Origin of the sequence: Shewanella sp. MBTL60-007 (genome assembly GCF_019654915.1) — a bacterium.
Lineage (GTDB): Bacteria > Pseudomonadota > Gammaproteobacteria > Enterobacterales > Shewanellaceae > Shewanella.
Window position 1 is genome coordinate 19,826 of the sequence record NZ_BPET01000036.1, and the last position, 21,859, is coordinate 41,684.

General features: G+C 43.9%; 21 protein-coding genes. 9 read left to right on the forward strand and 12 right to left on the reverse strand.

What is annotated here, in order from left to right; genetic code table 11:
• Nucleotides 1-125 precede the first annotated feature (125 nt).
• Together K5Q92_RS14365 and hda are read left to right on the forward strand one after the other, a co-directional pair.
• Nucleotides 126-1,238 carry a DUF2066 domain-containing protein gene (locus tag K5Q92_RS14365; RefSeq protein ID WP_220769680.1) on the forward strand — a complete coding sequence of 371 codons (1,113 nt, stop codon included), beginning with the start codon at nt 126-128 and terminating at the stop codon, nt 1,236-1,238.
• 73 nt (nt 1,239-1,311) lie between these two features.
• Nucleotides 1,312-2,022: a DnaA inactivator Hda gene (gene hda / locus K5Q92_RS14370; protein ID WP_220769681.1), complete on the forward strand. Its 711-nt coding sequence runs from the start codon at nt 1,312-1,314 to the stop codon at nt 2,020-2,022.
• Between the two features lie 75 nt (nt 2,023-2,097).
• On the opposite strand, the gene K5Q92_RS14375 is transcribed toward hda, so the two are convergent.
• From K5Q92_RS14375 to K5Q92_RS14390, 4 genes are all read right to left on the reverse strand, one after another.
• Nucleotides 2,098-4,029 carry a hypothetical protein gene (locus K5Q92_RS14375; protein WP_220769682.1) on the reverse strand — a complete coding sequence of 644 codons (1,932 nt, stop codon included), beginning with the start codon at nt 4,027-4,029 and terminating at the stop codon, nt 2,098-2,100.
• Between the two features lie 170 nt (nt 4,030-4,199).
• Complete coding sequence (locus K5Q92_RS14380; RefSeq protein WP_220769683.1) at nt 4,200-4,571, reverse strand: DUF2069 domain-containing protein; 372 nt, start codon at nt 4,569-4,571, stop codon at nt 4,200-4,202.
• Between the two features lie 12 nt (nt 4,572-4,583).
• Nucleotides 4,584-4,934, reverse strand: coding sequence for an arsenate reductase (glutaredoxin) (arsC, locus tag K5Q92_RS14385; RefSeq protein ID WP_220769684.1), 351 nt, complete (start codon nt 4,932-4,934; stop codon nt 4,584-4,586).
• Between the two features lie 73 nt (nt 4,935-5,007).
• Nucleotides 5,008-6,468, reverse strand: a complete 1,461-nt coding sequence (locus K5Q92_RS14390) for a M48 family metalloprotease (RefSeq protein ID WP_220769685.1) — start codon at nt 6,466-6,468, stop codon at nt 5,008-5,010.
• Nucleotides 6,469-6,579: 111 nt separating this feature from the next.
• On the opposite strand from K5Q92_RS14390, the gene K5Q92_RS14395 reads away from it, so the two are divergent.
• Both K5Q92_RS14395 and K5Q92_RS14400 read left to right on the forward strand, forming a co-directional pair.
• Entirely contained in the window at nt 6,580-6,795 is a 216-nt protein-coding gene (locus K5Q92_RS14395; RefSeq protein WP_220769686.1) for a sulfurtransferase TusA family protein, read from the forward strand.
• 89 nt (nt 6,796-6,884) lie between these two features.
• Entirely contained in the window at nt 6,885-7,994 is a 1,110-nt protein-coding gene (locus tag K5Q92_RS14400) for an AI-2E family transporter (RefSeq protein WP_259649583.1), read from the forward strand.
• Between the two features lie 65 nt (nt 7,995-8,059).
• Here the strand turns inward: K5Q92_RS14400 and K5Q92_RS14405 are convergent, their stop codons facing one another.
• Nucleotides 8,060-8,950, reverse strand: coding sequence for a LysR family transcriptional regulator ArgP (locus K5Q92_RS14405; protein ID WP_220769687.1), 891 nt, complete (start codon nt 8,948-8,950; stop codon nt 8,060-8,062).
• 130 nt (nt 8,951-9,080) lie between these two features.
• Here K5Q92_RS14405 and K5Q92_RS14410 point away from each other — a divergent pair, with 130 nt between their 5' ends.
• Nucleotides 9,081-9,695 carry a LysE/ArgO family amino acid transporter gene (locus tag K5Q92_RS14410; RefSeq protein ID WP_220769688.1) on the forward strand — a complete coding sequence of 205 codons (615 nt, stop codon included), beginning with the start codon at nt 9,081-9,083 and terminating at the stop codon, nt 9,693-9,695.
• 43 nt (nt 9,696-9,738) lie between these two features.
• Here the strand turns inward: K5Q92_RS14410 and bcp are convergent, their stop codons facing one another.
• The gene (gene bcp / locus K5Q92_RS14415) at nt 9,739-10,209 is read right to left on the reverse strand and encodes a thioredoxin-dependent thiol peroxidase (RefSeq protein ID WP_220769689.1); all 471 of its coding nucleotides are present in this window, start codon (nt 10,207-10,209) and stop codon (nt 9,739-9,741) included.
• A gap of 18 nt (nt 10,210-10,227) precedes the next feature.
• Nucleotides 10,228-10,764, reverse strand: coding sequence for a glycine cleavage system protein R (locus tag K5Q92_RS14420; protein WP_220769690.1), 537 nt, complete (start codon nt 10,762-10,764; stop codon nt 10,228-10,230).
• Nucleotides 10,765-11,005: 241 nt separating this feature from the next.
• Between K5Q92_RS14420 and dapA the strand changes: the two genes are divergently transcribed.
• From dapA to K5Q92_RS14440, 4 genes are all read left to right on the forward strand, one after another.
• The gene (gene dapA, locus K5Q92_RS14425; RefSeq protein ID WP_220769691.1) at nt 11,006-11,890 is read left to right on the forward strand and encodes a 4-hydroxy-tetrahydrodipicolinate synthase; all 885 of its coding nucleotides are present in this window, start codon (nt 11,006-11,008) and stop codon (nt 11,888-11,890) included.
• Nucleotides 11,891-11,893: 3 nt separating this feature from the next.
• Nucleotides 11,894-12,991: an outer membrane protein assembly factor BamC gene (bamC, locus tag K5Q92_RS14430; RefSeq protein WP_220769692.1), complete on the forward strand. Its 1,098-nt coding sequence runs from the start codon at nt 11,894-11,896 to the stop codon at nt 12,989-12,991.
• Nucleotides 12,992-13,322: 331 nt separating this feature from the next.
• Nucleotides 13,323-14,405, forward strand: a complete 1,083-nt coding sequence (locus tag K5Q92_RS14435) for an efflux RND transporter periplasmic adaptor subunit (protein ID WP_220769693.1) — start codon at nt 13,323-13,325, stop codon at nt 14,403-14,405.
• Nucleotides 14,402-17,494, forward strand: coding sequence for an efflux RND transporter permease subunit (locus tag K5Q92_RS14440; RefSeq protein WP_220769694.1), 3,093 nt, complete (start codon nt 14,402-14,404; stop codon nt 17,492-17,494). Before K5Q92_RS14435 ends, K5Q92_RS14440 begins: the two co-directional genes overlap by 4 nt.
• Nucleotides 17,495-17,592: 98 nt before the next feature.
• Here K5Q92_RS14440 and K5Q92_RS14445 read toward each other — a convergent pair whose 3' ends face one another.
• From K5Q92_RS14445 to can, 5 genes are all read right to left on the reverse strand, one after another.
• On the reverse strand, nt 17,593-17,841 hold the full coding sequence (locus K5Q92_RS14445; RefSeq protein WP_220769695.1) for a DUF2897 family protein: 249 nt from the start codon (nt 17,839-17,841) through the stop codon (nt 17,593-17,595).
• A 13-nt stretch (nt 17,842-17,854) separates the two neighbouring features.
• On the reverse strand, nt 17,855-18,592 hold the full coding sequence (gene kdsB / locus K5Q92_RS14450) for a 3-deoxy-manno-octulosonate cytidylyltransferase (protein ID WP_220769696.1): 738 nt from the start codon (nt 18,590-18,592) through the stop codon (nt 17,855-17,857).
• 68 nt (nt 18,593-18,660) lie between these two features.
• Nucleotides 18,661-19,731 carry a 3-deoxy-alpha-D-manno-octulosonate 8-oxidase KdnB gene (gene kdnB / locus K5Q92_RS14455; RefSeq protein ID WP_220769697.1) on the reverse strand — a complete coding sequence of 357 codons (1,071 nt, stop codon included), beginning with the start codon at nt 19,729-19,731 and terminating at the stop codon, nt 18,661-18,663.
• An 80-nt stretch (nt 19,732-19,811) separates the two neighbouring features.
• Nucleotides 19,812-20,996 (reverse strand): 8-amino-3,8-dideoxy-alpha-D-manno-octulosonate transaminase KdnA, encoded by a 1,185-nt coding sequence (gene kdnA, locus K5Q92_RS14460; RefSeq protein ID WP_220769698.1) that lies wholly within the window; start codon nt 20,994-20,996, stop codon nt 19,812-19,814.
• A 205-nt stretch (nt 20,997-21,201) separates the two neighbouring features.
• Entirely contained in the window at nt 21,202-21,813 is a 612-nt protein-coding gene (gene can, locus K5Q92_RS14465) for a carbonate dehydratase (RefSeq protein WP_220769699.1), read from the reverse strand.
• Nucleotides 21,814-21,859: the final 46 nt, after the last annotated feature.

The following is a 21,859-nucleotide window of genomic DNA, read 5'->3' on the forward strand; positions in this document are numbered from 1 at the left end:
CGAAGTATGTGAACCTTATCAGGAAAAAGAGAGTCGGTTTGTGGTGGTCTGGTGGTTTTTACTCGGCCTAAACCAAAAAATATGTGGTACAATTTTGCCTATTGAGTCGTCCTTGAATCTTAAACATGTTGAAATTCATATTAGGTATTTTTGTTACTTTTCCGTTTCTTGCGAGTCTATCTGCACCGGTACATGCTGCGGATGTCAATTCGCTTGATGAAGCCGCAGTCTCAATTGAGTCAAGAGCCACAACGCTTAGAAGTGAGGGGATCAAGCAGGCCTTTGCAGCCGTAATCCTTAAAAATTCTGGCACACAGGCAGCTTTAACTAATCCATTAGTTCAAAAACAGTTGAAGAGCGCTAGCTCGTTAATGACTCAGTATGGTTACTTTGAAGATGCCGGTGAACTATACCTTAAGGTGAACTTTGACCATAAGCGCATTATTCGATTATTGAGAGAGGCGGGCCTACCTGTATGGGGAAAACAACGACCCCTAACCTTAGTTTGGCTAGTTATTAACGAAAATGGAGGTCGTGAAATATTAAGTGACGGCGCAGCTTCATCAAGTCGTAACACATTTGACTCTGAGTCATCGAGTCGCGCAGTCCCTTTACTTTTTCCATTGATGGATCTTGATGACTCAATGAAGGTGGGGGTAAATGATATTCGAGGACGTTTCACTGACAACGTAGCTAATGCCTCGTTAAGATATCAGGCAAATTATTTTTTAATGGCGACAATCGAACCCCAAGGGGCTGTGTATCAGTATCAGATGGGGCTTTATCCTAGAGAAAAAGATCCACAGGCGCTGCAGATGACATCGCTTATTAATAGCAGTGGTGAGACGGCAACCATTGAAGATGCTGTTTCCGCGATAGTTGCTGCAACCAGTGAATATTATGTTGGCCAGTATGCGATTGCAGACTCCGGTGAGCGTAACACGACTAAAATAGCCTTTGTTGATGTAACGGATATCAAGCAGCTTGTGGTGATCGAACGCTACCTTGCTCAATTAAGTGCGATTAAGTCGGCCAGTATAGCCAGTATTCAAGGTCAAACTGTTGAGTTCAATCTTGCATTATTTGGTGATGAAGCCGATCTACATAGGCTGTTGTCACTGGATCCTCAAGTCGGAACCTTTGAGTCAAATAATCAGCAAAATCAGGAATACTCCTCGGTAGAGGCGATAGAAGCATCTCAGAAAGAGACACAGATCTATTATTGGAAAGGGCAATAGCTCCCAATCACGAGACACACATGCTACCATGTGTGTCTAATATAGAAATATTGCGCCATTGAGAAGTACCTGAGTGAAGTCAAACTCTCCTTTACAATTATCACTGCCAGTTCATCTACCTGATGATGAAACTTTCAATAGTTATTACCCAGCAGCGGGTAATGATGAGCTTATTCGAAGTTTACAAGATTGTGCAGAGGGCAAGTCGGATGGTGCTGTATTTTTATGGGGCCCAGAAAAATCTGGACGTACCCATCTTATGCACGCCGCCTGTGCCCATGCTAACGATCTAGGTCGAAGTAGTTTCTATATTCCTCTTGGGATCCATGCGAGTATTTCTACCGCATTATTAGAAGGGCTAGAAAAACTGGATTTAGTCTGTATCGATGATGTCGATGCGATTGCAGGACACCCGCTTTGGGAAGAGGCGATATTTGATCTTTACAATCGAATTGCAGAACAGAAAACTTGTGCGTTAGTCGTCAGTGCAAGTGTTTCACCCAGTGACAGCGGTTTTTCATTGCCGGATCTCGTGTCTCGTATGCAGTGGGGGCTTAATTATCAGCTACAGCCTATGGCCGATGATGAAAAGCTTGCCGCACTGCAGCGCAGAGCGGCTATGAGGGGCTTACAGCTTCCAGAAGATGTTGGACGCTTTCTACTAAATCGTTTGGCACGAGATTTAAGAACATTATTTGATGTACTCGATAGGCTCGATAAAGCCTCTATGGTTCACCAACGAAAATTGACAATCCCTTTCATTAAAGAGATGTTGCGCCTTTAGCTCCATTGATTTGTCGAATAAAAAAGCCCAGATAATCATCTGGGCTTTCTGTTTTAAGTGTCGCTATTCCATCGTCTAATCCACGGGCTTTATATGCCTATCACCGCTTAAACGTAATTCAGGAGAATAACTTTTCTGAGGTGCGGCTTTATTTCGCTGTGGGCTACTAGTGGGAGAGATGACTAAGTTTTCAGACCAAGACTGACCCTGCTTCATCTCAATTGGATTTGGCAAAGCATTGACCAAAGAGAGTGCGTTAAGTTCAGGCATCATCTGGTCGATGACAAATACAGCGCGATTCTCGAGTTTTATATCGCCAATCCGCCCGCGTTGCCCCCAGTCGACGGTGATACTACTCGCTGTGGGATTATCAGGCTTGTCGGTTACCGCGACATCTCGTTGTATTGCGTATCGATGACTCATCAAAGCTTCTTCAAATAACATTGCCGCATCTTCACGCCTTGTCGAATAGGCATAGTAGTCTGTGGCGCGGTCCGCTGAAAAGAAGCTACTGATGTCGCCAGCAGTATAGGATTTTTGGGTATCGTTAGCGGTTTCACCTTTAAAGCTGACTTCGGCCAAATTGGCCATCTCTTGGCTGGCAAGGGGATAAAGTGTCGCCAGTTGATCGGAGATCAGCTGCTTTGCATCGCTACGGCGGAGATAATCATCAAGTAGTGTCGGCCCTGATAAACTTGCGTGTATGCTTCGGGGGAAAAAGTCATTTGCGTGTGCCAACTCATGGTAAAGCAATGAGGCTAAGTCCGGCATCATCTCTTGCGTTGTTCGGTCTGTACGTACGCTCCTTGGCACAACATAAGAGGTATAGCTGTTATTCTTTACATAGCGCCAAGGCATTAAGAAGTTTAACTCATTACCAAAGCCACTACGATAATCCGGAGCTTCGTTTATGGTGTCACGCTCCTCTGCTAATAGCCAAAGATCGTTTGGATCTAAATATATTGCCCCAGTGAGGACCCAATAAAAGGAGGGGCGAACATCATAGCTAATCACAATGGCAGTTACTGATTGTAACAGAGTGGCGAAATCGCTGTTAGGGTCGAGATTCTCAAGAAAGTACTCGAAGTTCTGCCCCATCCACTGATGGGATACTAACACTCTGTCCAATATTGTCTGCGTGTCTATATTGGCTTCCTGTCCGATTAATGGAAGACGAGATATGCTACAACTTTGCTGAAGCTGATTGGAGTACACACATGGTTGTAAGTCATCTTTATAGGGCGAGCTGTCGTTATAGGCAAAGGTCTCTGCCACTCTTTCATCAAAGTACTGGGAGGTGATGGCATCTTCTTGAGTGATCAACAGTTGTACATCATCGGTAACGGACTGACCGTTTATAATGGCCGATACTCTCAGAGTCGAAAGGGTGTCTTCGCTGACGCTTGGGGCGGTGAACAAGGCTTTTTCCGGTGTGCTAATGTCAACGTCAACATCTGGACCTGCTGCTATACACCAGCTAATCTGCGAAGGGGGATTGACATTGGGGGTATCGATTCTAAAGCTAACTGAGTTACCTTCACTGGCTTGATGATCCACTCGCGCGGCAAGTTGTGCGGTACCGGCCGCATCTACGCTTATTTCAATTGATTCTAAATAAGAAGTTTGGTTGCCAACTGCAGTCACTTCAAACTTATAGTTACCACTTTCACTGGTTGTAAAAGCCAAAACTGGGCTTTTAATGCTTTTTAAAATGAGGCTGGGGCCGCTGATTTGAGTCCAATTGAATTGAAAGTCAGAGACCTTTTTTCCCTTAAGTGTCGCGATGATAGCAGCAGGTTGCCCGGCATGGTAATTGGCCTCGGTAATAAAGGCTAGATCGGACGACGTGTTGATTGAATTGTTCTGGGATTGAGTATCGCAGCGCACTAAGCCATCGGGTACTACAGGCGGCGGAGTGACTATATTGCCATTAGAGCTGTCGCTGCTTCCACCGCAGCCTGTTAGGCCAATGGCACTTATCAATAGGTAACTTAAGGATCGGTGCATGAATTTATCCTTTTTTATTGTTTTTAATGCTGGCTAAGTAGGCAATATAGCACGGCAATTGTTGCGCAAACAAAGGATAGTTTAATGAATTGTTATTTCGGAACGGCAGAATAGTGATCCGCAATAGAGAAATGAGGGCGAGCCGAAGCTCGTCTTCATTGTCGAATTATTTAACTTTTCTTTTTCTTTAACCCAAGACCAAGTTCACGTCCGCGGATCCGTGCATAAAAAGGAAAGCCAATAAGTAGGCTAGCAATAAGTAGGCACTCAATAACGGCGAACAGGGTATTAGTTTCAGTTACATAGACCAAGGTCAGTCCATGTAGCATATATAGGCATAAAATAAAGCTTGCCCAGGCATAGGTATAGGGTTTGCCTGTTAGGATCCCTTTTATTGGGAGTAATAGCGGTATTAGCCAGAGTAAGCTAAATAGCATTGAATATTCGCCAGTTAGTCCTTGGCGTATGAACCATGCCCCTAACAACATGACCAATGCCACATAACCTGTGCGGCAAAGCTTAAATAGGGTTGTTGAGTTCATGATAGCCCTCACTTATAAAATAGAGAGTACATTTTCTGGAGGTCGGCCAATCGCAGCCTTGTTATTTGCCAATACAATAGGGCGCTCAATAAGCTTTGGTGTTGTGAGCATAGCCTGAATTAGCTGTTCATCGCTTAGCGCTGCATCGGCTAAACCTAGCTCTTTATATTCAGTTTCTTTGACTCTCATTAGCGCCCTAGGAGCAATATCGAGTTTAGTCAATATATCGGTCAGTTCTGCAGAGGAAACGGGGGTTTTTAAATACTCAACAATATGAATGTTACAGTTATTTTCTTCTAGTAAGGCTAGAGTTTGGCGGCTTTTTGAACATCTTGGGTTATGATAAATAGTAACGTTTGTCATATGCATTTTATTGTTATTGAAAGTTGTGACCATGATACTTTATTTTGTGATCATAGTCACAACCAAACTGGTGTTATTGTAATTGTTCTAAGGCTCTATCTGCCTGTCTAAACTGTCTGATCCGTGCTTCAATTCTCGCCAGTTGTAGTGCATCACCTTTTGACGCCTTATAAGCAAAATTGAGCTGGTCGATAGCTGTCTTATAATCGGCTACGAGTGCTAAAGACTCCGCTTTAACGAAGTGTTCCATCGCCTTGTTACCATTCTTCTTATAGGCTTCGTTCAGTAAGAAGTAGGGAAGCTGATTTTGTTTATCTAGAAAGATAAGCTCCTCAAGCAAAGGTATAGCCTTACCGACTTGATTATCTTCAATGTAGACGTTTGCAAGGTTGGTATTGACGACTTGAGAGGTCGGCTTCAACTGCTTTTGGGTTAATAACAGCGAAATGGCTTCCTTTTGTGCGCCTCTTTGGCTAAGCAGATCGGTTTTAGTATCGATAAAAAACAGATTGTTGGGGCTCTTAGCTAATAACTCATCGATGATTTTTTCTGATTCGTCATATTTCTTTAGCCTAAACAAGGCCAGCGCCTTGCCATATAGAGCCGCACTCTTAAATGTATAGCGATGATGCTTAAGCTGCTTATCAAAGATAGAAAGTGCTGCTTGCTCACTGTATCCGGAAAATCTTACCTGAATTCGAGCCTTAGCAAGCTGGAAATTAAGGTTATCGGGGATCTGTCTATGGGGGTATTGTTGAGCTCTAATCCGAGCCTCTGAGATCCGCGATTCTGGCAAGGGATGAGTCAGTAGCATTTGTGGTGGTTTAGTGGTGAACCGATATCGAGTTGCAAGCTTACCGAAAAAATCTGAGGCACCATTTGGGTCAAATCCAGCATCGACCATGACTTGCATACCGATCCGGTCAGCTTCTTTCTCATGCAAGCGAGTGTAGTTGATTTTTGACTGTGTCGCTAAAGCCTGAGTTGTTGCTAATGCAGCCATCCCCGCCTGAGGCGATGCAATCGTTAATAAGATTGCACCGAGCATACCGGCAATAGTGGCTGGCGAAGTTTTATGCTGTGCCTCAATTGAACGTGCAAGATGTCTCTGAGTAACGTGAGTGATTTCGTGACCCAGAACGGAGGCTAGTTCACTTTCGGTATCAGCATTAAGAAATAAGCCAGTATGTACTCCGACATGACCACCGAAAAAAGCAAATGCGTTGATCTCATCGTTTCTTAATAAGAAAAAATAGAAGGGGGTTTTTACACCTGTTGCATGAGCAACCAATTTATTACCTAACTCAGTTAGATATTGGTTTAATACTGGATCATTTAGCATGGGCGCGGAACCGCGGATCACTCGCATATAAGCGTCACCGACTTCGGTTTCCTTTTCCAAGCTAAAGGTATTAACAGCGGCTGTGCCTAAGTCTGGTAAGTCGTTATTGGCATAAGTGGCTGCTGAGCTTGTACATAAAATAAAAGACAGGGCACCAGCGATAACGGATTGTGATAAAGTTGATTTACTCAAGCGGATCCTTATTTTGGGCTATGCTTCTGTTATTAGCAATTCACAATGCTTGCTTGTGGTTTGCGTTGCTTATTAGGATAATAGCCTTAGATTGGTTATAGCAAGTTCATTATGATTATTATTGATTTAACGCCATATCGTTGTCCGCTGCCGCTTGTTAAAGTCAAACTGGCTCTCAAGCAACTTTCAATAGGCGACAGCATTCGTGTTGTATTATCTGACCCCGGTTCTAGGCAAGATGTTCCCCGTTACCTGAAAAAAGCGGGTTATTGCCATATTGTCGAACAAGATAATGACAGCATTTTGTCTATAACCGTGTCTAAGTAAAAGAGACTTTATACAGTTTTACATTGAGTGAAATATGATTTTAACGATGGCTGCAATTGTCAACTCAGTCGTCTAGCTAGGGAGTATGAATGTTATCTGTTTTAAGCCGTTGGTATAAAGAACGTTTTAGTGATCCGCAAGCTGTAACCTTAGTACTCATCTTAGTGGGCTTCGCGCTCGCACTATACTTTGCTGGTAGCTTATTAGCCCCATTATTGATCGCCTTGGTATTGGCATTTTTATTAGAGTGGCCAGTCGCTCAGATGGCGCGGATCGGGATCAATCGGCCTACAGCCGCCTCTTTAGTTCTTATACTGTTTATCGGTTTAATGCTGTTAATTAGTTTTGGCTTGGTACCGAGTATTTGGCGTCAGGGGGTAAATTTGATGGCAGATTTACCTAACATGATCGACAAAGGTCTTAACACCGCCCAGCTTTATATCAATAGATATCCCCAATTTGTGAACCCAAGTCAGCTAGACACTATGGTTGCAGAGCTCAAGAAGATGTTAGATACCCAGCATTTGCTGGATATAGGCAAGCAGATCTTAGGTTACTCTGCATCACTGTTAGTGCTCATGGTCTATGCGATTTTAATTCCTTTATTAGTGTTCTTCTTTTTAAAAGATAAAGATGAACTGATAAAAGGCAGTAAGCGCTTCTTTCCGACTAATCGTGACTTGGCGCGAAAAGTCTGGAACGAGATGCACCAACAGATTTTTAATTACATTCGTGGAAAAGTTATCGAGATTGTTATCATCGGGGTGGTCAGTTATATCTTCTTTGCCTTAATGGATCTGCGGTATGCGGCGCTGCTTGGTGTATTAACTGGGCTGTCGGTTTTGATCCCCTATGTTGGTGCGACGTTAGTGACACTTCCTATTGCCCTAGTAGCATTTGTACAGTGGGGAATAAGTCCTGAGTTTGGTTATCTAATGGTGGGGTACGGGATTATTCAAGCACTAGATGGTAACGTATTAGTACCGCTTTTATTCTCAGATGCTGTTGATCTACATCCGGTATTTATTATCGCTGCTGTGCTGATCTTTGGTGGTTTATGGGGCGTTTTGGGGGTGTTCTTTGCTATTCCGCTGGCGTCACTCGTCAAGGCCGTCATCAATGCTTGGCCAGTACCTCTTCAAATTGATGAGAATAAATCTACTCCTCAGGAAGATGATAGATTACAAGACACCAATTAGTGTGTATCTGTGTGATATAGGGGGCCATAGAGCCCCTTTTTTACTGTGAGCTTGAAAGGGAAGAGTTAGGAGAGCAATAACTTTTTTGCACTCGTGGCTAATGCACGGTAAATAATGCTGGTTTGCTTCGCCTTGATGTTCCAGTGTTGCCAATAAAGCGGCACCTGCATGCGTTTATGGGGGAAGATTTCTACTAACTCACCACTATCAAGTAGGGGGTTAGCCTGTAAGTGGCCCACTAAGCCATAACCCAATCCCATCCTTATCGCTTCAAGAAAACTTTCGGAAGAGGGAATTTTGTGCTCCCGCCAACTCTTATCATTGATATCAAAGTAAAAGCTTAAAAACTTATCGTGAAGTTTATCTTTAGTTGAAAATACCACCGCGGGGGCTTGGGCAATATCATCTGTTGCCTCGTCTGATTGAAAGTACTGCTCGATAAACGCCGGTGTTGCAACACATTGGTACTCCATATTGCCAAGATATTCACTACTGCAACCCGATAGGGCAATCTGTGTAGTTGTTACACAACCAACTGCTTCACCACTTTTTAATAGGTGGTGTGTGTAAGCTTCATCGTCAACAACGAGCTCTAATAACCATTTATGGTACTTAAAGGTTTCGGTTAATGCGGGAAGAAACCAAGTGGCTAGACTATCGGCATTAACTGCTATTTTTACTATTGTAGGTAGGGAAGGGTCGTCCACATCCATTTCAGAGCGCAGTTCACTTTCAAGCAATTGTACCTGAGCATAATGTCTGAGGAGTCGTTTACCGGTTTCCGTTGCGACTACAGGGTTAGACCTAACGAGCAAGGCTTGACCGACTTTGTCTTCGAGCTGCTTGATCCGCTGAGATACCGCCGATTGACTGATAAACAGGTGCTGGGCGGCTTTATCGAATCCGCCTTGGGATACGACAATTGAGAGGGCTTTTAGGTGTGCGTAATCAAACATCCTCTGTACCTTGTATCAAATAACAATAAAGATAAGTTTTATTTATACATTATTAAATTTATTAGTTGTACTTATTTTTAGCTCGGTATTATGCTTGCGCCATCGAAATTAAGCGGGATTTGAGGTAGGTATGCAGACAGCATTTATTCAAGGTATGGGAATTGGCGGAAGCCTAATTATGGCAGTAGGTGCACAAAATGCATTTGTTCTAAAACAAGGGCTTAAACGATCTCATTCGTTACCAATAGCCGCTATCTGTTCTTTTATCGATGCGGTTATGATAACCGCAGGTGTCGCTGGTTTAGGCCACCTTATTTTGGCTTTCCCATTGATTAAAGATATCGCCAGTTTTGGCGGTGCGCTGTTTCTGCTGATTTATGGTTATGGTGCATTAAAATCATCTTTTCGCGAGTCAAGAATGGAGAGCGATGATACGTTAGCTGCCGATAGCTTGAAGAAGGCGGTGTTAACAACACTGGCGATTAGCCTACTCAATCCGCACCTTTACTTAGACACGGTGGTGTTACTCGGCAGTATTAGCGTACAGTTTGAGGGAACGGAAAAGCAGTGGTTTGGAGCGGGAGCGGTATTAGCTTCTTTCGTTTGGTTTTTCAGCTTAAGTTTAGGTGCTAAATATTTAAGCCCAGTGTTTAAAAAGCCTAAAGCGTGGTGTTATCTGGATAGGTTTATCTGTATCACCATGTGGTCAATTGCAGCAGCATTGATTTATCCATACATAGGGTAATAAAAAGGAGCCAATAGGCTCCTTTTTCGATTAAATGTAAACATTACATGTTGTTAAGGTACTCAAGTACGACTTCGTGATGCTCTTTAGTTTTAAACTTGTTGAACACGTGAGCCACTTTACCATCTTGTCCGATTAAGAAGCTTAGGCGATGAATGCCGTCATAGACTTTACCCATGAACTTCTTTTCTCCCCATACGCCGAATGCATCGGCTATTGCATGGTCTTCATCGCTTAATAGAGAGAAGTTAAGGCCTTGTTTGTCAGAAAACTTGGCAAGCTTTGCAACGGGATCAGGGCTTAACCCAAGCACTGTTACTGATAGCTCGTTGAGTTCAGCCTTGCTGTCCCTAAGACCACATGCTTGTACTGTACAACCAGGCGTCGAAGCCTTTGGATAAAAATAAACCAGTACAGGGCCTGCTTTCAACGCCTCGGCAAGGCTAATGCTTTCGTCTCTTTGATTTTGTAGGGTAAAAAGTGGCGCATTATCGCCAACGGTTAAGGTATTCATATTTTTATCCTTAAAAGTCTAGCTTTCGACACCTTGCATACGTTCGATCGTACACTCGAGTGTTAACTCTTCTGCTAATTCATTTATGCCAACTTCTAACTTATCTAAGTCGACTTTCTCAGGCACATTGATCGTTAAGCTAATGTTTTGTGTTGGCTTACCGGTAGCGTCTTCTTCTGCATGGGACTTCACTGCAGCGAGATCTAATGATCTGTCAGCCAAAAACTGAGTGATCTTTTTCATTGTACCGCGCTGATCGTGACCGCTGAAGTTTACCTCTAAACGGGAGATGTAATTTTGCGGTGTGTGCTTTGACGTGCGTTTCATAACCGTCAACAGCTCTAGCTCGACACTTAGGCTCGGTAGCGTTGACTCCATTTTAGTGATCGATGGCCATGATCCCGAAAGCATCATAATTAAGGTAAATTCATTACCAAAAAGTGCCATGCGACTATCAACGATATCGCAGTCACACTCACTAGCGAGTCGTGCAAACTTACTAACAATACCAGGACGGTCGGCCCCCATTGCAGTAACGACCAAGTGATTGGACATTTAATACCCCATTTTCTTATTAGTTAGACTTAAAAAAAAGCGTCAAATAAATAACGTTTTTTTGTGCGGTGGCTAATGCTATCACAACTTAATCAGAATGCGACCCTTGTCATTGTGATCCTGTAACATATTTAATATGTTTCAACTTGATGATGAATATGCTTAAGTCTTGCGTTGTAGTGCTTGTTTTTAGTGGATTGCATCAGTACCATAGCCTGTCCTGAACCCTTGGGGAATATACATGATATACGGAAGCATCGTTGCCTTAGTCACACCAATGAACAGTGACGGCACAGTTGATTATAAAAGTCTTGAAAGTTTAGTTGAGTACCATATCGCCCAAGGTACAGATGCCATCGTAGCGGTAGGCACAACCGGTGAGTCAGCCACATTGCCAGCAAAGGAGCATATTGCTGTTGTTGAGCAGACTGTGAAGTTTGCCGCAGGTAGAATTCCAATTATTGGCGGAAATGGCGCCAATGCAACTGCTGAAGCGATAGAGCTGACCAAAGGCCTCTCTAATGTGGGCGTGGCAGCTATGCTAGGCGTAACTCCTTATTACAATAAGCCAACGCCAAAGGGACTTATTGCTCATTATACTGCAGTTGCCGCGAGCACAGATGTTCCGCAAATTCTTTACAATGTGCCAGGAAGAACAGCGGTTGATATGCGCCCTGAAACCGTTGCCGAGCTTGCTGGAATTAGCAACATTATCGGTGTTAAAGAGGCAACGGGAGACCTTTCTCGCGTAAAACAACTACGTCAATTATGCGGCGATGATTTTCTTCTTTATAGTGGCGACGATGCGACTGCAAGAGAGTTTCTCTCATTGGGAGGTAATGGCGTCATCTCGGTTGCGAATAATATCGTACCTAAGCAGTTCAAAGCCATGTGTGATGCGGCTATGGCTGGAGATATTCCTGCTGCACTTACCGCCGAAGAATCGATTAAAGAATTGTTTAGCGTACTGTTCTGCGAAGCCAATCCGATCCCTGTAAAATGGGCTGCACATCGTATGGGACTCATTAGCAATGGAACAATTCGTTTACCTTTGACTGAACTTTCTACCGAGTTTCATGGTCTGTTGCTAGAAGCGATGAAAAATGCCCGAATAGAGGTTAAATAATAAATGCTAAAGCAAATATCACCACTAATTTTAGTTGCAGCTGTTACTGCATGTAGTACGCCGATTGACAGAAGGCAGGCTAACGATACGGATCAGAACTATCAAGATCTCACTGCTGAGCCACAATTAATTATTCCTGAAGGTTTACATAAGCCGACATACAGCAAGGAGTACGATATTCCTGCTGTGGGCAGTAAAGTAGATCAAAGCTTAGTGGGTAAAAGGCTAGATATTCGTCCGCCACTACAGGTATTGCCAATGGCAGAAGGTACCCGTGTAGAAGAGGGCAGTGACAATATCAAAATCGTAGTTGAATCGATTGATAACGACATCGACCTTAAGCAAGAGCTTTTCGAGGTACTAAAAGAATATTTCGCCAGCAAATCAATTTCGCTACGCAGTGAAGATTTTGAAAAAGGCACATTAGAGACTGATTGGATCGAGAGTGACCAAGTGATCGAATCAAGCCTTTGGGGCAGTGATAAGGTCTATAAGCTTAAGCAACGTTATATCTACCATGTTGACGTTCGCCCCCATGGTCGTAGTGGTAATTTAACTATTGACCTTATTGAGCATGAAGAGAGCTATGATGGCGATCTACAGGACATTCTACTCAGTGGCGAAGATAAGCGTCGCTATACTATCGATAGATTAAATGACTCGATTAGTTATATCAGTATTGAACGTGCTAAGGCACTTAAGGCTAAACGTCTTAAGCAAAGCTTAGGTATCGATGTTGACCTGATCACAGCCGCTGAAGAGCAGGCGTATTGGTTAGCCGATGCAGAGTTCAAACGTACTTGGGATCGTCTGCGTATTGTATTACCTGAGATGGGCTTTGAGATTGTCGATATGGACAGCAACAAAGGCCTGCTTTACATTAACGTTTCTGATGATTCAGGCTTCTGGAGCTCTCTATGGGGTGAGAAAGAGCTGCCAATCGAGGCGGGCTCTTACCGTATTGAACTAAAAGATGGCATTGATGATAAAACTGAAATCCACCTATTGAATGCGAAAAATGAGCCTCTCTCAAATGAGGTTGTTACCGCAGTCTATGATGGTTTCTCTGAGTTAATGCAAGAAGACCGTAAAGTACGTTAATTGCGATCACTTTAAAAAAGGAGCCCTAGGCTCCTTTTTTGTTATCTACGCATTGCAGATGTATCATCAGCCTCTATTTCATGTGCTTATCCCTCCTCTTAGATAAAGGTCCTTTCTGCTGCTTAGCAAGGTTTAACCTTACATTTATCCTTGTATCCTAGTTAATTTGCCGTTATTGACTCTATATTGTCTGAATTCTCATTATTTACTTTGTTAGCCGACGAGTGTGACGCAAGTGTGTTATTTGTAAGAAAAAGTAAAACGTATTGAAGCCAATTTGTCTCAAGGTAAACTAGACAAAAATTGGATACATTCGTCTGTCAGGGCACTCATGAAAAAAATAATAATAATCCTCGCATTAATTGGCACCGCTGGTGCTTATTTCTATCTACAACAATCTCCGAGCGAAAAAGTCAAAAGAGCGCGGCCAACACCTAATGTGGTGGTCACGAAGGCATCGATGCAAGCCATTCGTGATGAGGTCGAAGCACTCGGTACCAGTAAAGCTAATGAGTCGATTACGGTGACGCCAAAGGTGACCGATGTGGTGACAAAGGTTAATTTTAGTGACGGTGATTTAGTCAGCAAAGGGCGCTTACTGGTGCAGCTTCAAGATAGTGAGCAAGACGCCCGTGTTACCGTGGCGAAAGTAAAAGTGAATGATCATCAGCGAGAGCTCGAACGTATTAGCACTTTAGTAACGAGCCAAACCATCGCAGAGCTTGAACGAGATAGGCTGCAAACGCTCATCGATACGGCGAAAGCTGAACTTGCTCAGGCTCAGTCAGCATTGAGTGATAGACGTATCGTCGCGCCTTTTTCTGGCTCGCTAGGGCTACGTCAGGTGAGTGTTGGTGCGCTCGTTTCTCCTGGTGATGCGATTACGACGTTAGATGATATCTCGGTGATCAAACTTGATTTTTCTGTACCAGAACGCTTTTTACAAGCATTGGCATTGGGTAAAACTGTTGAAGCGACAGCGGTCGCCTTCGATGGTGAGGTGTTTGAAGGTAAAGTTGTTTCTATCGATAGTCGTATAAACCCGACAACTCGTGCGGTGATTGTCAGAGCGGAACTCCCCAACCCAAATCAGCGCTTATTGCCCGGGATGCTGATGAAAGTGAAGTTGATTAAGACGAGCAGAGAAGCGCTGATCTTACCTGAGTCCGCCATCATCCCAATACAAGACAGACACTATGTATATTTGGTAAATGAAGAGGGCGTGATAGCCCAAAAGCAGGTCGCTCTCGGCTTACGTAAGCGAGGTTGGGTCGAGATCTTAGATGGCGTAGAACTCGGTGAGCAAGTGGTGATCCGTGGTTTATTAAAAGTACGTCCTGGCGATAAAGTGAAGGTGACATTTAGTGAACGCTTTAGTTTTCTTGAGCAAGCGAATGTGGAGCCAGTAGCATGATCTTGACTGATATTTCGGTTAAGCGACCAGTTTTCGCTTCGGTCATCAGTATCCTGTTGATCATCTTTGGCCTAGTGGCATTTGAAAAACTGCCATTGCGAGAGTACCCCAATATTGATCCTCCCGTTGTGTCGATACAAACTAACTACCGTGGCGCCAGTGCTGCTGTTGTAGAGAGTCGTATAACGCAGCTTGTCGAAGACAGGATTAGCGGTGTTGAGGGCATTAAGCATATTAGCTCATCGAGCAGCGATGGTCGCTCTAATGTAACTCTGGAGTTTGATGTGGGTCGTGACATCGAGGCTGCAGCAAATGATGTGAGAGACAGAGTCTCTGGACTGTTAAACAACTTACCTGAGGAAGCCGATCCACCAGAGGTTCAAAAAGCCAATGGTGGCGACGAAGTGATCATGTGGTTGAACCTTGTTTCAGACCAAATGACAACCCTTCAGCTAACAGACTACGCTCGCCGATATTTAATCGATCGTTTTTCAGTGATTGATGGTGTGGCTAATATGCGTTTAGGTGGTGGTAAAGTTTATGCCATGCGAGTGTGGATCGACAGACAAGCTCTAGCTGCGAGAAACTTAACGGTTGCCGATGTCGAAGCCGCGCTTCGTTCTGAAAATGTTGAATTGCCCGCCGGGAGTGTTGAATCAAAAGAACGTCATTTTACTGTACGTCTGGAGCGCAGTTTTAAAACATCTGATGACTTTGCTAGCTTAGTATTAGCTGAAGGTGATGATGGCTACTTAGTTAAGTTGGGTGATGTTGCTAGAGTTGAAATCGGCTCCGAAGAGGAGCGTATAACCTTTAGAGGTAACCGTGAGGCCATGATTGGTTTAGGTGTCTCCAAGCAATCAACGGCTAATACATTAGATGTAGCAAGAGCCGCAAACAAGCTAGTTGACCAGATTAACCCGACTCTACCCGCTGGAATGGAGATAAAACGCTCTTACGACAGCTCTGTTTTTATTGAGGCCTCAGTTAAAGAGGTCTACCAAACTTTGTTTATTGCGATGTTTTTAGTCATCGTAGTGATCTACCTGTTTCTGGGTAGTGTACGTGCCATGCTAATTCCTGCCCTTACTGTGCCCGTTTCTTTGATGGCTACATTTATCGTATTGTTTGCCTTAGGTTATACCATTAACTTACTGACATTATTAGCGATGATCTTAGCTATTGGTATGGTCGTCGATGATGCCATTGTGGTACTTGAAAATATCCATAGGCGAATTGAGGAGGGGGATTCGCCGTTAAAAGCGGCGTTTTTGGGAGCACGTGAGGTGGCCTTTGCTGTCGTGGCCACCACCTTAGTGCTAGTCGCGGTATTTATGCCGATAACCTTTTTAGAAGGAGATTTGGGTAAGCTGTTTAAAGAGTTCGCGGTTGCCATGAGTGCAGCGGTGATATTCTCAAGTATTGTGGCTTTGACCTTAAGTCCTATGATGTGCTCAAAGGTACTTAAGCCTTCAGGAGAAGATCCCTGGTTAGTGCGTAAAATTGATGCGGGAATGGATAGCTTGTCTATCCTTTATCGCTCAATTCTTGCTAAGGCTATGGGGCATCCATTTTTAGTCTCTTCCTTAATTCTCGTTGCATTGGTGAGTAGCGCATTTCTGGCTAATGAGGTGCCTAAGGAGTTTGCACCGAGAGAAGATAGGGGCTCGATGTTCCTGATCGTTAACGGCCCTCAGGGCGCGAGCTTTGAATATATTGAGTCATATATGGATGAGATTGAAAATCGCTTGATGCCACTTGTGGAGGCTGGTGAAATTAAGCGGCTTCTTATTCGAGCTCCACGAGGCTTCGGTCGTAGCGCAAACTTCTCAAATGGTATGGCGATCATCGTCTTGGAAGATTGGGCGGTTCGACGTAGCGCTTTCGAGATTATTGGTGATATTCGTGGCCGTCTATCTGACTTAGCGGGAGTGCGCGCCTTTCCTGTGATGCGTCAGGCCTTTGGGCGAGGGGTTGGTAAGCCAGTGCAGTTTGTCCTTGGTGGGCCAAGTTATGAAGAGCTTGCTAGGTGGCGTGACATTATTATTGAAAAGGCGAAAGAAAACCCAAATCTAGTGGGGTTAGATCATGATTATAATGAGACGAAACCGCAACTTAGAGTGGTAATAGATAAAGACAGAGCCGCTGCTCTTGGGGTATCCATTTCTCATATCGGCCGTACGCTTGAGTCAATGTTGGGATCTCGTTTAGTCACTACCTTCATGCGAGATGGTGAAGAATATGATGTGATCATTGAAGGTAACCGAGATAATCAAAATACCGCCAACGATCTGGAAAATATCTACGTGCGCTCCGATAGGAGCAAAGAGCTTATTCCTCTCTCCAACCTTATCTCTATAGAGGAGTTTGCCGACGCTAGTCAGTTAAATCGCTATAATCGTATGCGGGCGATTACCATTGAGGCCAACTTGGCCGATGGCTATAGCCTAGGAGAAGCGTTAGATTATCTCAATGATTTGACCCACGCGTATTTGCCTACCGAGGCAATTGTCAGCTATAAGGGCCAATCACTTGATTATCAAGACTCCGGAAATTCGATGTATTTTGTGTTTATCTTAGCCTTAGGCATTGTCTTTTTAGTGCTAGCGGCACAGTTTGAAAGCTACATTCATCCGTTGGTGATCATGTTGACGGTTCCCTTGGCTACGCTTGGGGCTCTAATTGGCTTATGGCTAACGGATCAGAGTCTTAACATTTACAGTCAGATAGGCATTATCATGCTGGTGGGCTTGGCTGCAAAGAATGGTATTTTAATAGTCGAATTTGCCAATCAGCTACGAGACAAAGGATTTGAATTTCAGCAAGCGATTATTCAGGCTTCAAGCCAAAGGCTTAGACCCATCTTGATGACGGGAATCACCACGGCTGCGGGAGCGGTACCACTCGTACTTGCAGAAGGGGCGGGGGCGGAAACTCGTTTCGTTATCGGTGTGGTTGTGCTTTCAGGTATAACGTTAGCGACATTTTTTACCCTGTTTGTTATTCCAGTCGCTTATTCTTTATTAGCTAAAAATACCAGTTCTCCAGAGGCGATAGCTAAGCAGCTTGAGAAGGAGTTGTCCCAATAGCGAGGCTAGTTAGAGTTTGGATTACGTAAAGAAAAAGGCGCGATAAGCGCCTTTTTTGTGAGTTTTAATTGAAGTGGCTAATAGCGATTGCCTACTATCTATGATTTGTCAGCCTTGTCACTCTGGCTTTGGTCATTGGCGACTTTTTTATCATTGCTAGGTGTGGTAACACCGCTTTGATCACTTTCTTTCTGTTCCGTTCCATCTTTATTAGAACGTTTTTTGTCGTGATGATTTTTACCAAATTGGGTCATCTTGTGTTTAGCACTGTACTTTAAGACTGCAAGGTTACTGGCGATCACTCCGAGCACCAGTAAAATCAATAAACCCACTTCAAGATCTGACATCACTTAACCTCAATTAGTCAACGGCAAGTCTAGCTTCACAAATGCGGATATCTTCTGGAGTATCCACTTCAGGTGAGTCGAAGGCGCTTATGGCAACTTTGATTTTGTAGCCATACTCGAGTGCGCGTAACTGTTCAAGTTTCTCAAGATCTTCTAGGCGGCCAAGTGGCAGCTTTGCGAATGTCTGAATAAATTTACGTGTATATGCGTAAATACCTAGATGCTTGTATACAGGGTAATCGCTGTTGTCACGACCGAAGGGAATCGTTGCACGAGAAAAATATAGGGCATTAAAATTATTATCGAATACCATTTTTACATGGTTAGGATCATTAATCTGAGCTTCGTCTTTTATCTCAACACCTAAAGTTGCCATATCAAATTCACCTGGGTGACGCTCACATAGGCTAACAAGTTGCTCAATAGAGATAGGATCGATAAGTGGTTGATCGCCTTGCAAGTTAATAACAAGATCATCATCAGCAAGACCTAGCTGAGTAATTGCATCATCGATACGGTCCGTACCCGATGCGGCATCTGCACCTGTCATAACAACTTTGCCACCAAAACCTTCTACAGCGTTTTTAATGCGCTCATCATCGGTGGCGACATAGATGTCTTTAAGCCCTTTTGCTAAAGCAGCGCGCTCGTAGACATGCTGGATCATTGGCTTGCCGTTAATAGGCGCCAATGGCTTGCCAGGGAAACGGCTTGAGCCGTAACGAGCAGGGATTAATAAGGTTACATTCATTCAATTTACCTACTTAAAAAAGTATCATGGGCTTCTTTTTGAAGCCCATTCTATGCTTACGCTAGAGTTTAGATACGACGGAATAGCTTAGTCAGCATTTCGTCGGTGACTTTTTCTTCCCAGCCTTCACCGTAAACATTGTCCCAAAGCGGGCCCATGCTCTTGGTCACGGCAACCATCTTAGCGATAGTTTCGTCAGGAAGATCTTTACAGATGTTCTTCGGCAGAACGATGTTGTGTTTATCCATCATCTTACGGAATTCGGCAACACCTTCTGGGTAGAACTCTTCAAGTACATCAAATGCTAGGCAATTACCGATCCCATGATGGTAGCCCAGTACATAGCCTAGACCATAAGATACGGCATGACACGCGCCAACTTGGCTATAGGCGATACTCATACCGCCCATATAAGATGCCATCATCAGTTTATCATCTTTCTCTTCATGATCGTCTAGGAAGACTTCACGGCAAAGATCCATCGATTTTTCGGCAAATGCTTTAGCAAATTCGTTTAAATATGTGCCTTCTAGTGATTCAACGCAGTGGATATAACAATCCATGCCTGTATAGAACCACTGATCAGTTGGCACGCCAGCGATAAGCTCAGAATCCATAATGATCTGATCAAACACTGTGTAATCAGAGTTTAAGCCTAATTTACGTACTGGTCCGCAAAGAACAGCTGTGCGAGACGCTTCAGCGCCGGTTCCCGATACCGTTGGAATACCAATATGGTGAATGGCCGGATTCTTAATCAGATCCCAGCCTTGGTACTCAGCGCTCCCGCCTGGGTTTGTTAGCATCAGCGATACCGCTTTTGCCAAGTCTAGGGTCGAACCTCCACCTATACCAACAACACTGACGGGTAATTTGCTATTAAAAGCTTGAACTTGCTCGGTTAGAGCATCAACTTGTTTTGTCGTGGGTTCGTCATCCACATTGACATAAATGAGTAAGTCTTGCGCTTTGGCTGGAACACGATTAGCTAATGGTTTTGATTGATGCGCATCATCAACTAAAAACACCACAAAATCATCTTCCAATTGGCGCTCATCTGCTAGCACTTGATCGAGCTGAACAAATGAACCGCGACCAAAAATCATTTTTGGTACACATTTGAAATTCTTAAAACTCATTACGACATTCTCCGTTGGGCCATTAATTTAAAATGTGCCATCGCGCCGATATCCCCGGCGCGACGGATACTAGTTGTTGCTTAAGCGAAAGCGCGTTTAATGTTTTCAATACGCTGCTTAATTTCTTCCTCAGTCCATGACAGCTTAATAAGCATTGAGATAGTACGGCTCATGATTGCATCAGACTTAGGCACAGACACCTTAGTATAATCGGGTCTGTCTTCAATAAGTGTTATCGGGAGCGCAGAAGGAGACTTAAGCTCCTGGATATGCTTCCAATTTGATAAATAGTGCCAGTTATTTATATACCAGTAGAAACAACCATCGACACCGTTTTCGGCTAGCTTCTTATTGATTTCGATTGTGCGTGCTTCAGTAGGCATAAAGAAGGTTAGGAAACCTGCTGAATCACCTTCAACATCAGGGATCTCACGGAAAGAAACTTCTGGGATCTCAGCCATTGCATCTTTAATTAGCTTTTTGTTGGTTCGCTGGATGTCGATGATTTTATCTAGCTTACGTAGCTGTGCTAGACCCATAGCTGAGTTCATCTCAGAGATCCGGAAGTTGAGTCCCATAATTGGGTGGCCTTCAGCGCCGCGGTCATTACCAACGTGGTCGTGACCATGATCTGAAAACATATGGGCATGATTGTAGATGGTTTCATTGTTGGTGATAACTGCACCACCTTCACCACAGGTGATGGTTTTCACCGAGTCAAAAGAGTAGCAGCCGACATCACCAATGGTGCCCAGTGCTTGGCCGCGGTAACTGCCACCAATTGCTTGGCAGGCATCTTCGAGTAATACTAAGTTGTGCTTAGCACAAATCGCCTTGATCTCATCCATCTTAGCCATCGAACCACACATATGAACTAAGTTAACTGCCTTAGTCTTTGGGGTAATCGCCGCTTCAATACCTTCTGGAGAAAGACAAAGTGTTTCATCGATTTCTGCAAAAACAGGGACTGCGCCAGCCATAAATACGGCTTCAACCGAAGCGACAAAGGTGAAAGGCGGCACGATAACTTCGTCACCAGCACCAATTCCAGCTGCAGCCATTGCTGTTTGTAAGGCAGCCGTACCACTAGAGACTAAATGCGCATGCTGGGCATTCATCTTTTCGCATAGCAGGGCTTCCATTTCACGGGTTTTCCAGCGGTCGTTGCGCATATGATCAAAGTTATAACGGAAGGTAAAGCCATTTTCCATTACATCCGCGACTTCTTGTTTCTCTTCAGGACCAAATAATTCAAAACCAGGCATGGATATTTCCTTAGTGTTCACTGCGCCAAATTACGCCAAAAATAAATAGCCGATTATAACTGTGAAGGGGAGGTAACTGCGAGAATTCTTACTATTTTTCTCATATTTAGTAAAAATTAAGTAACGATTGCTGTAAAAAAGGGCTATCTCAGTATGTTGTCTGAGCTAGCCCTTAATTTGGTAATGAAAAATTGTTAGGAATTAACTATTTTTCGTTAGCCGTTTCATTATTAACGGTAACATCTAAATCAGAGAGTAAGCCGTTTTCAACACTGTAGATCCAGCCGTGAACTGCCACATCCTGACCCCTTGCCCAAGCTTCTTGCACAATCGTGGTACTGGTTACATTGGCAACTTGTTCCATAACGTTCAGTTCGCACAGACGATCGAAACGTTCAGACTCATCCATACCATCAAGATCGGCACTGTGTAAGCGGTATACGTCACGGATATGGCCTAGCCAATTGTCGATAAGGCCTAACCTGTCGGTGCCCATTGAGGCTTTAATGCCGCCACAACCATAGTGGCCAACAACCATGATGTGCTTTACTTTGAGTACTTCGACTGCGTACTGGAGTACTGATAAGCAGTTTAAGTCGGTATGAATGACCATGTTGGCGATATTACGGTGGACAAAAACTTCCCCTGGCATCAAGTCAATTATTTGATTAGAAGGGACTCGACTATCGGAGCAGCCTATCCATAAATACTCAGGCGTTTGTTGTTTGGCGAGTTGCTCGAAGAATTTCGGATCTTCTTCTAAGATCCGATTTGCCCAGCGACGATTATTTTCAAAAAGCGGTTTTAGTAGTTTCATTTGGGCCTTATGTTTGCTCAGTTAAGATTAACTTGAATGCAGGCTA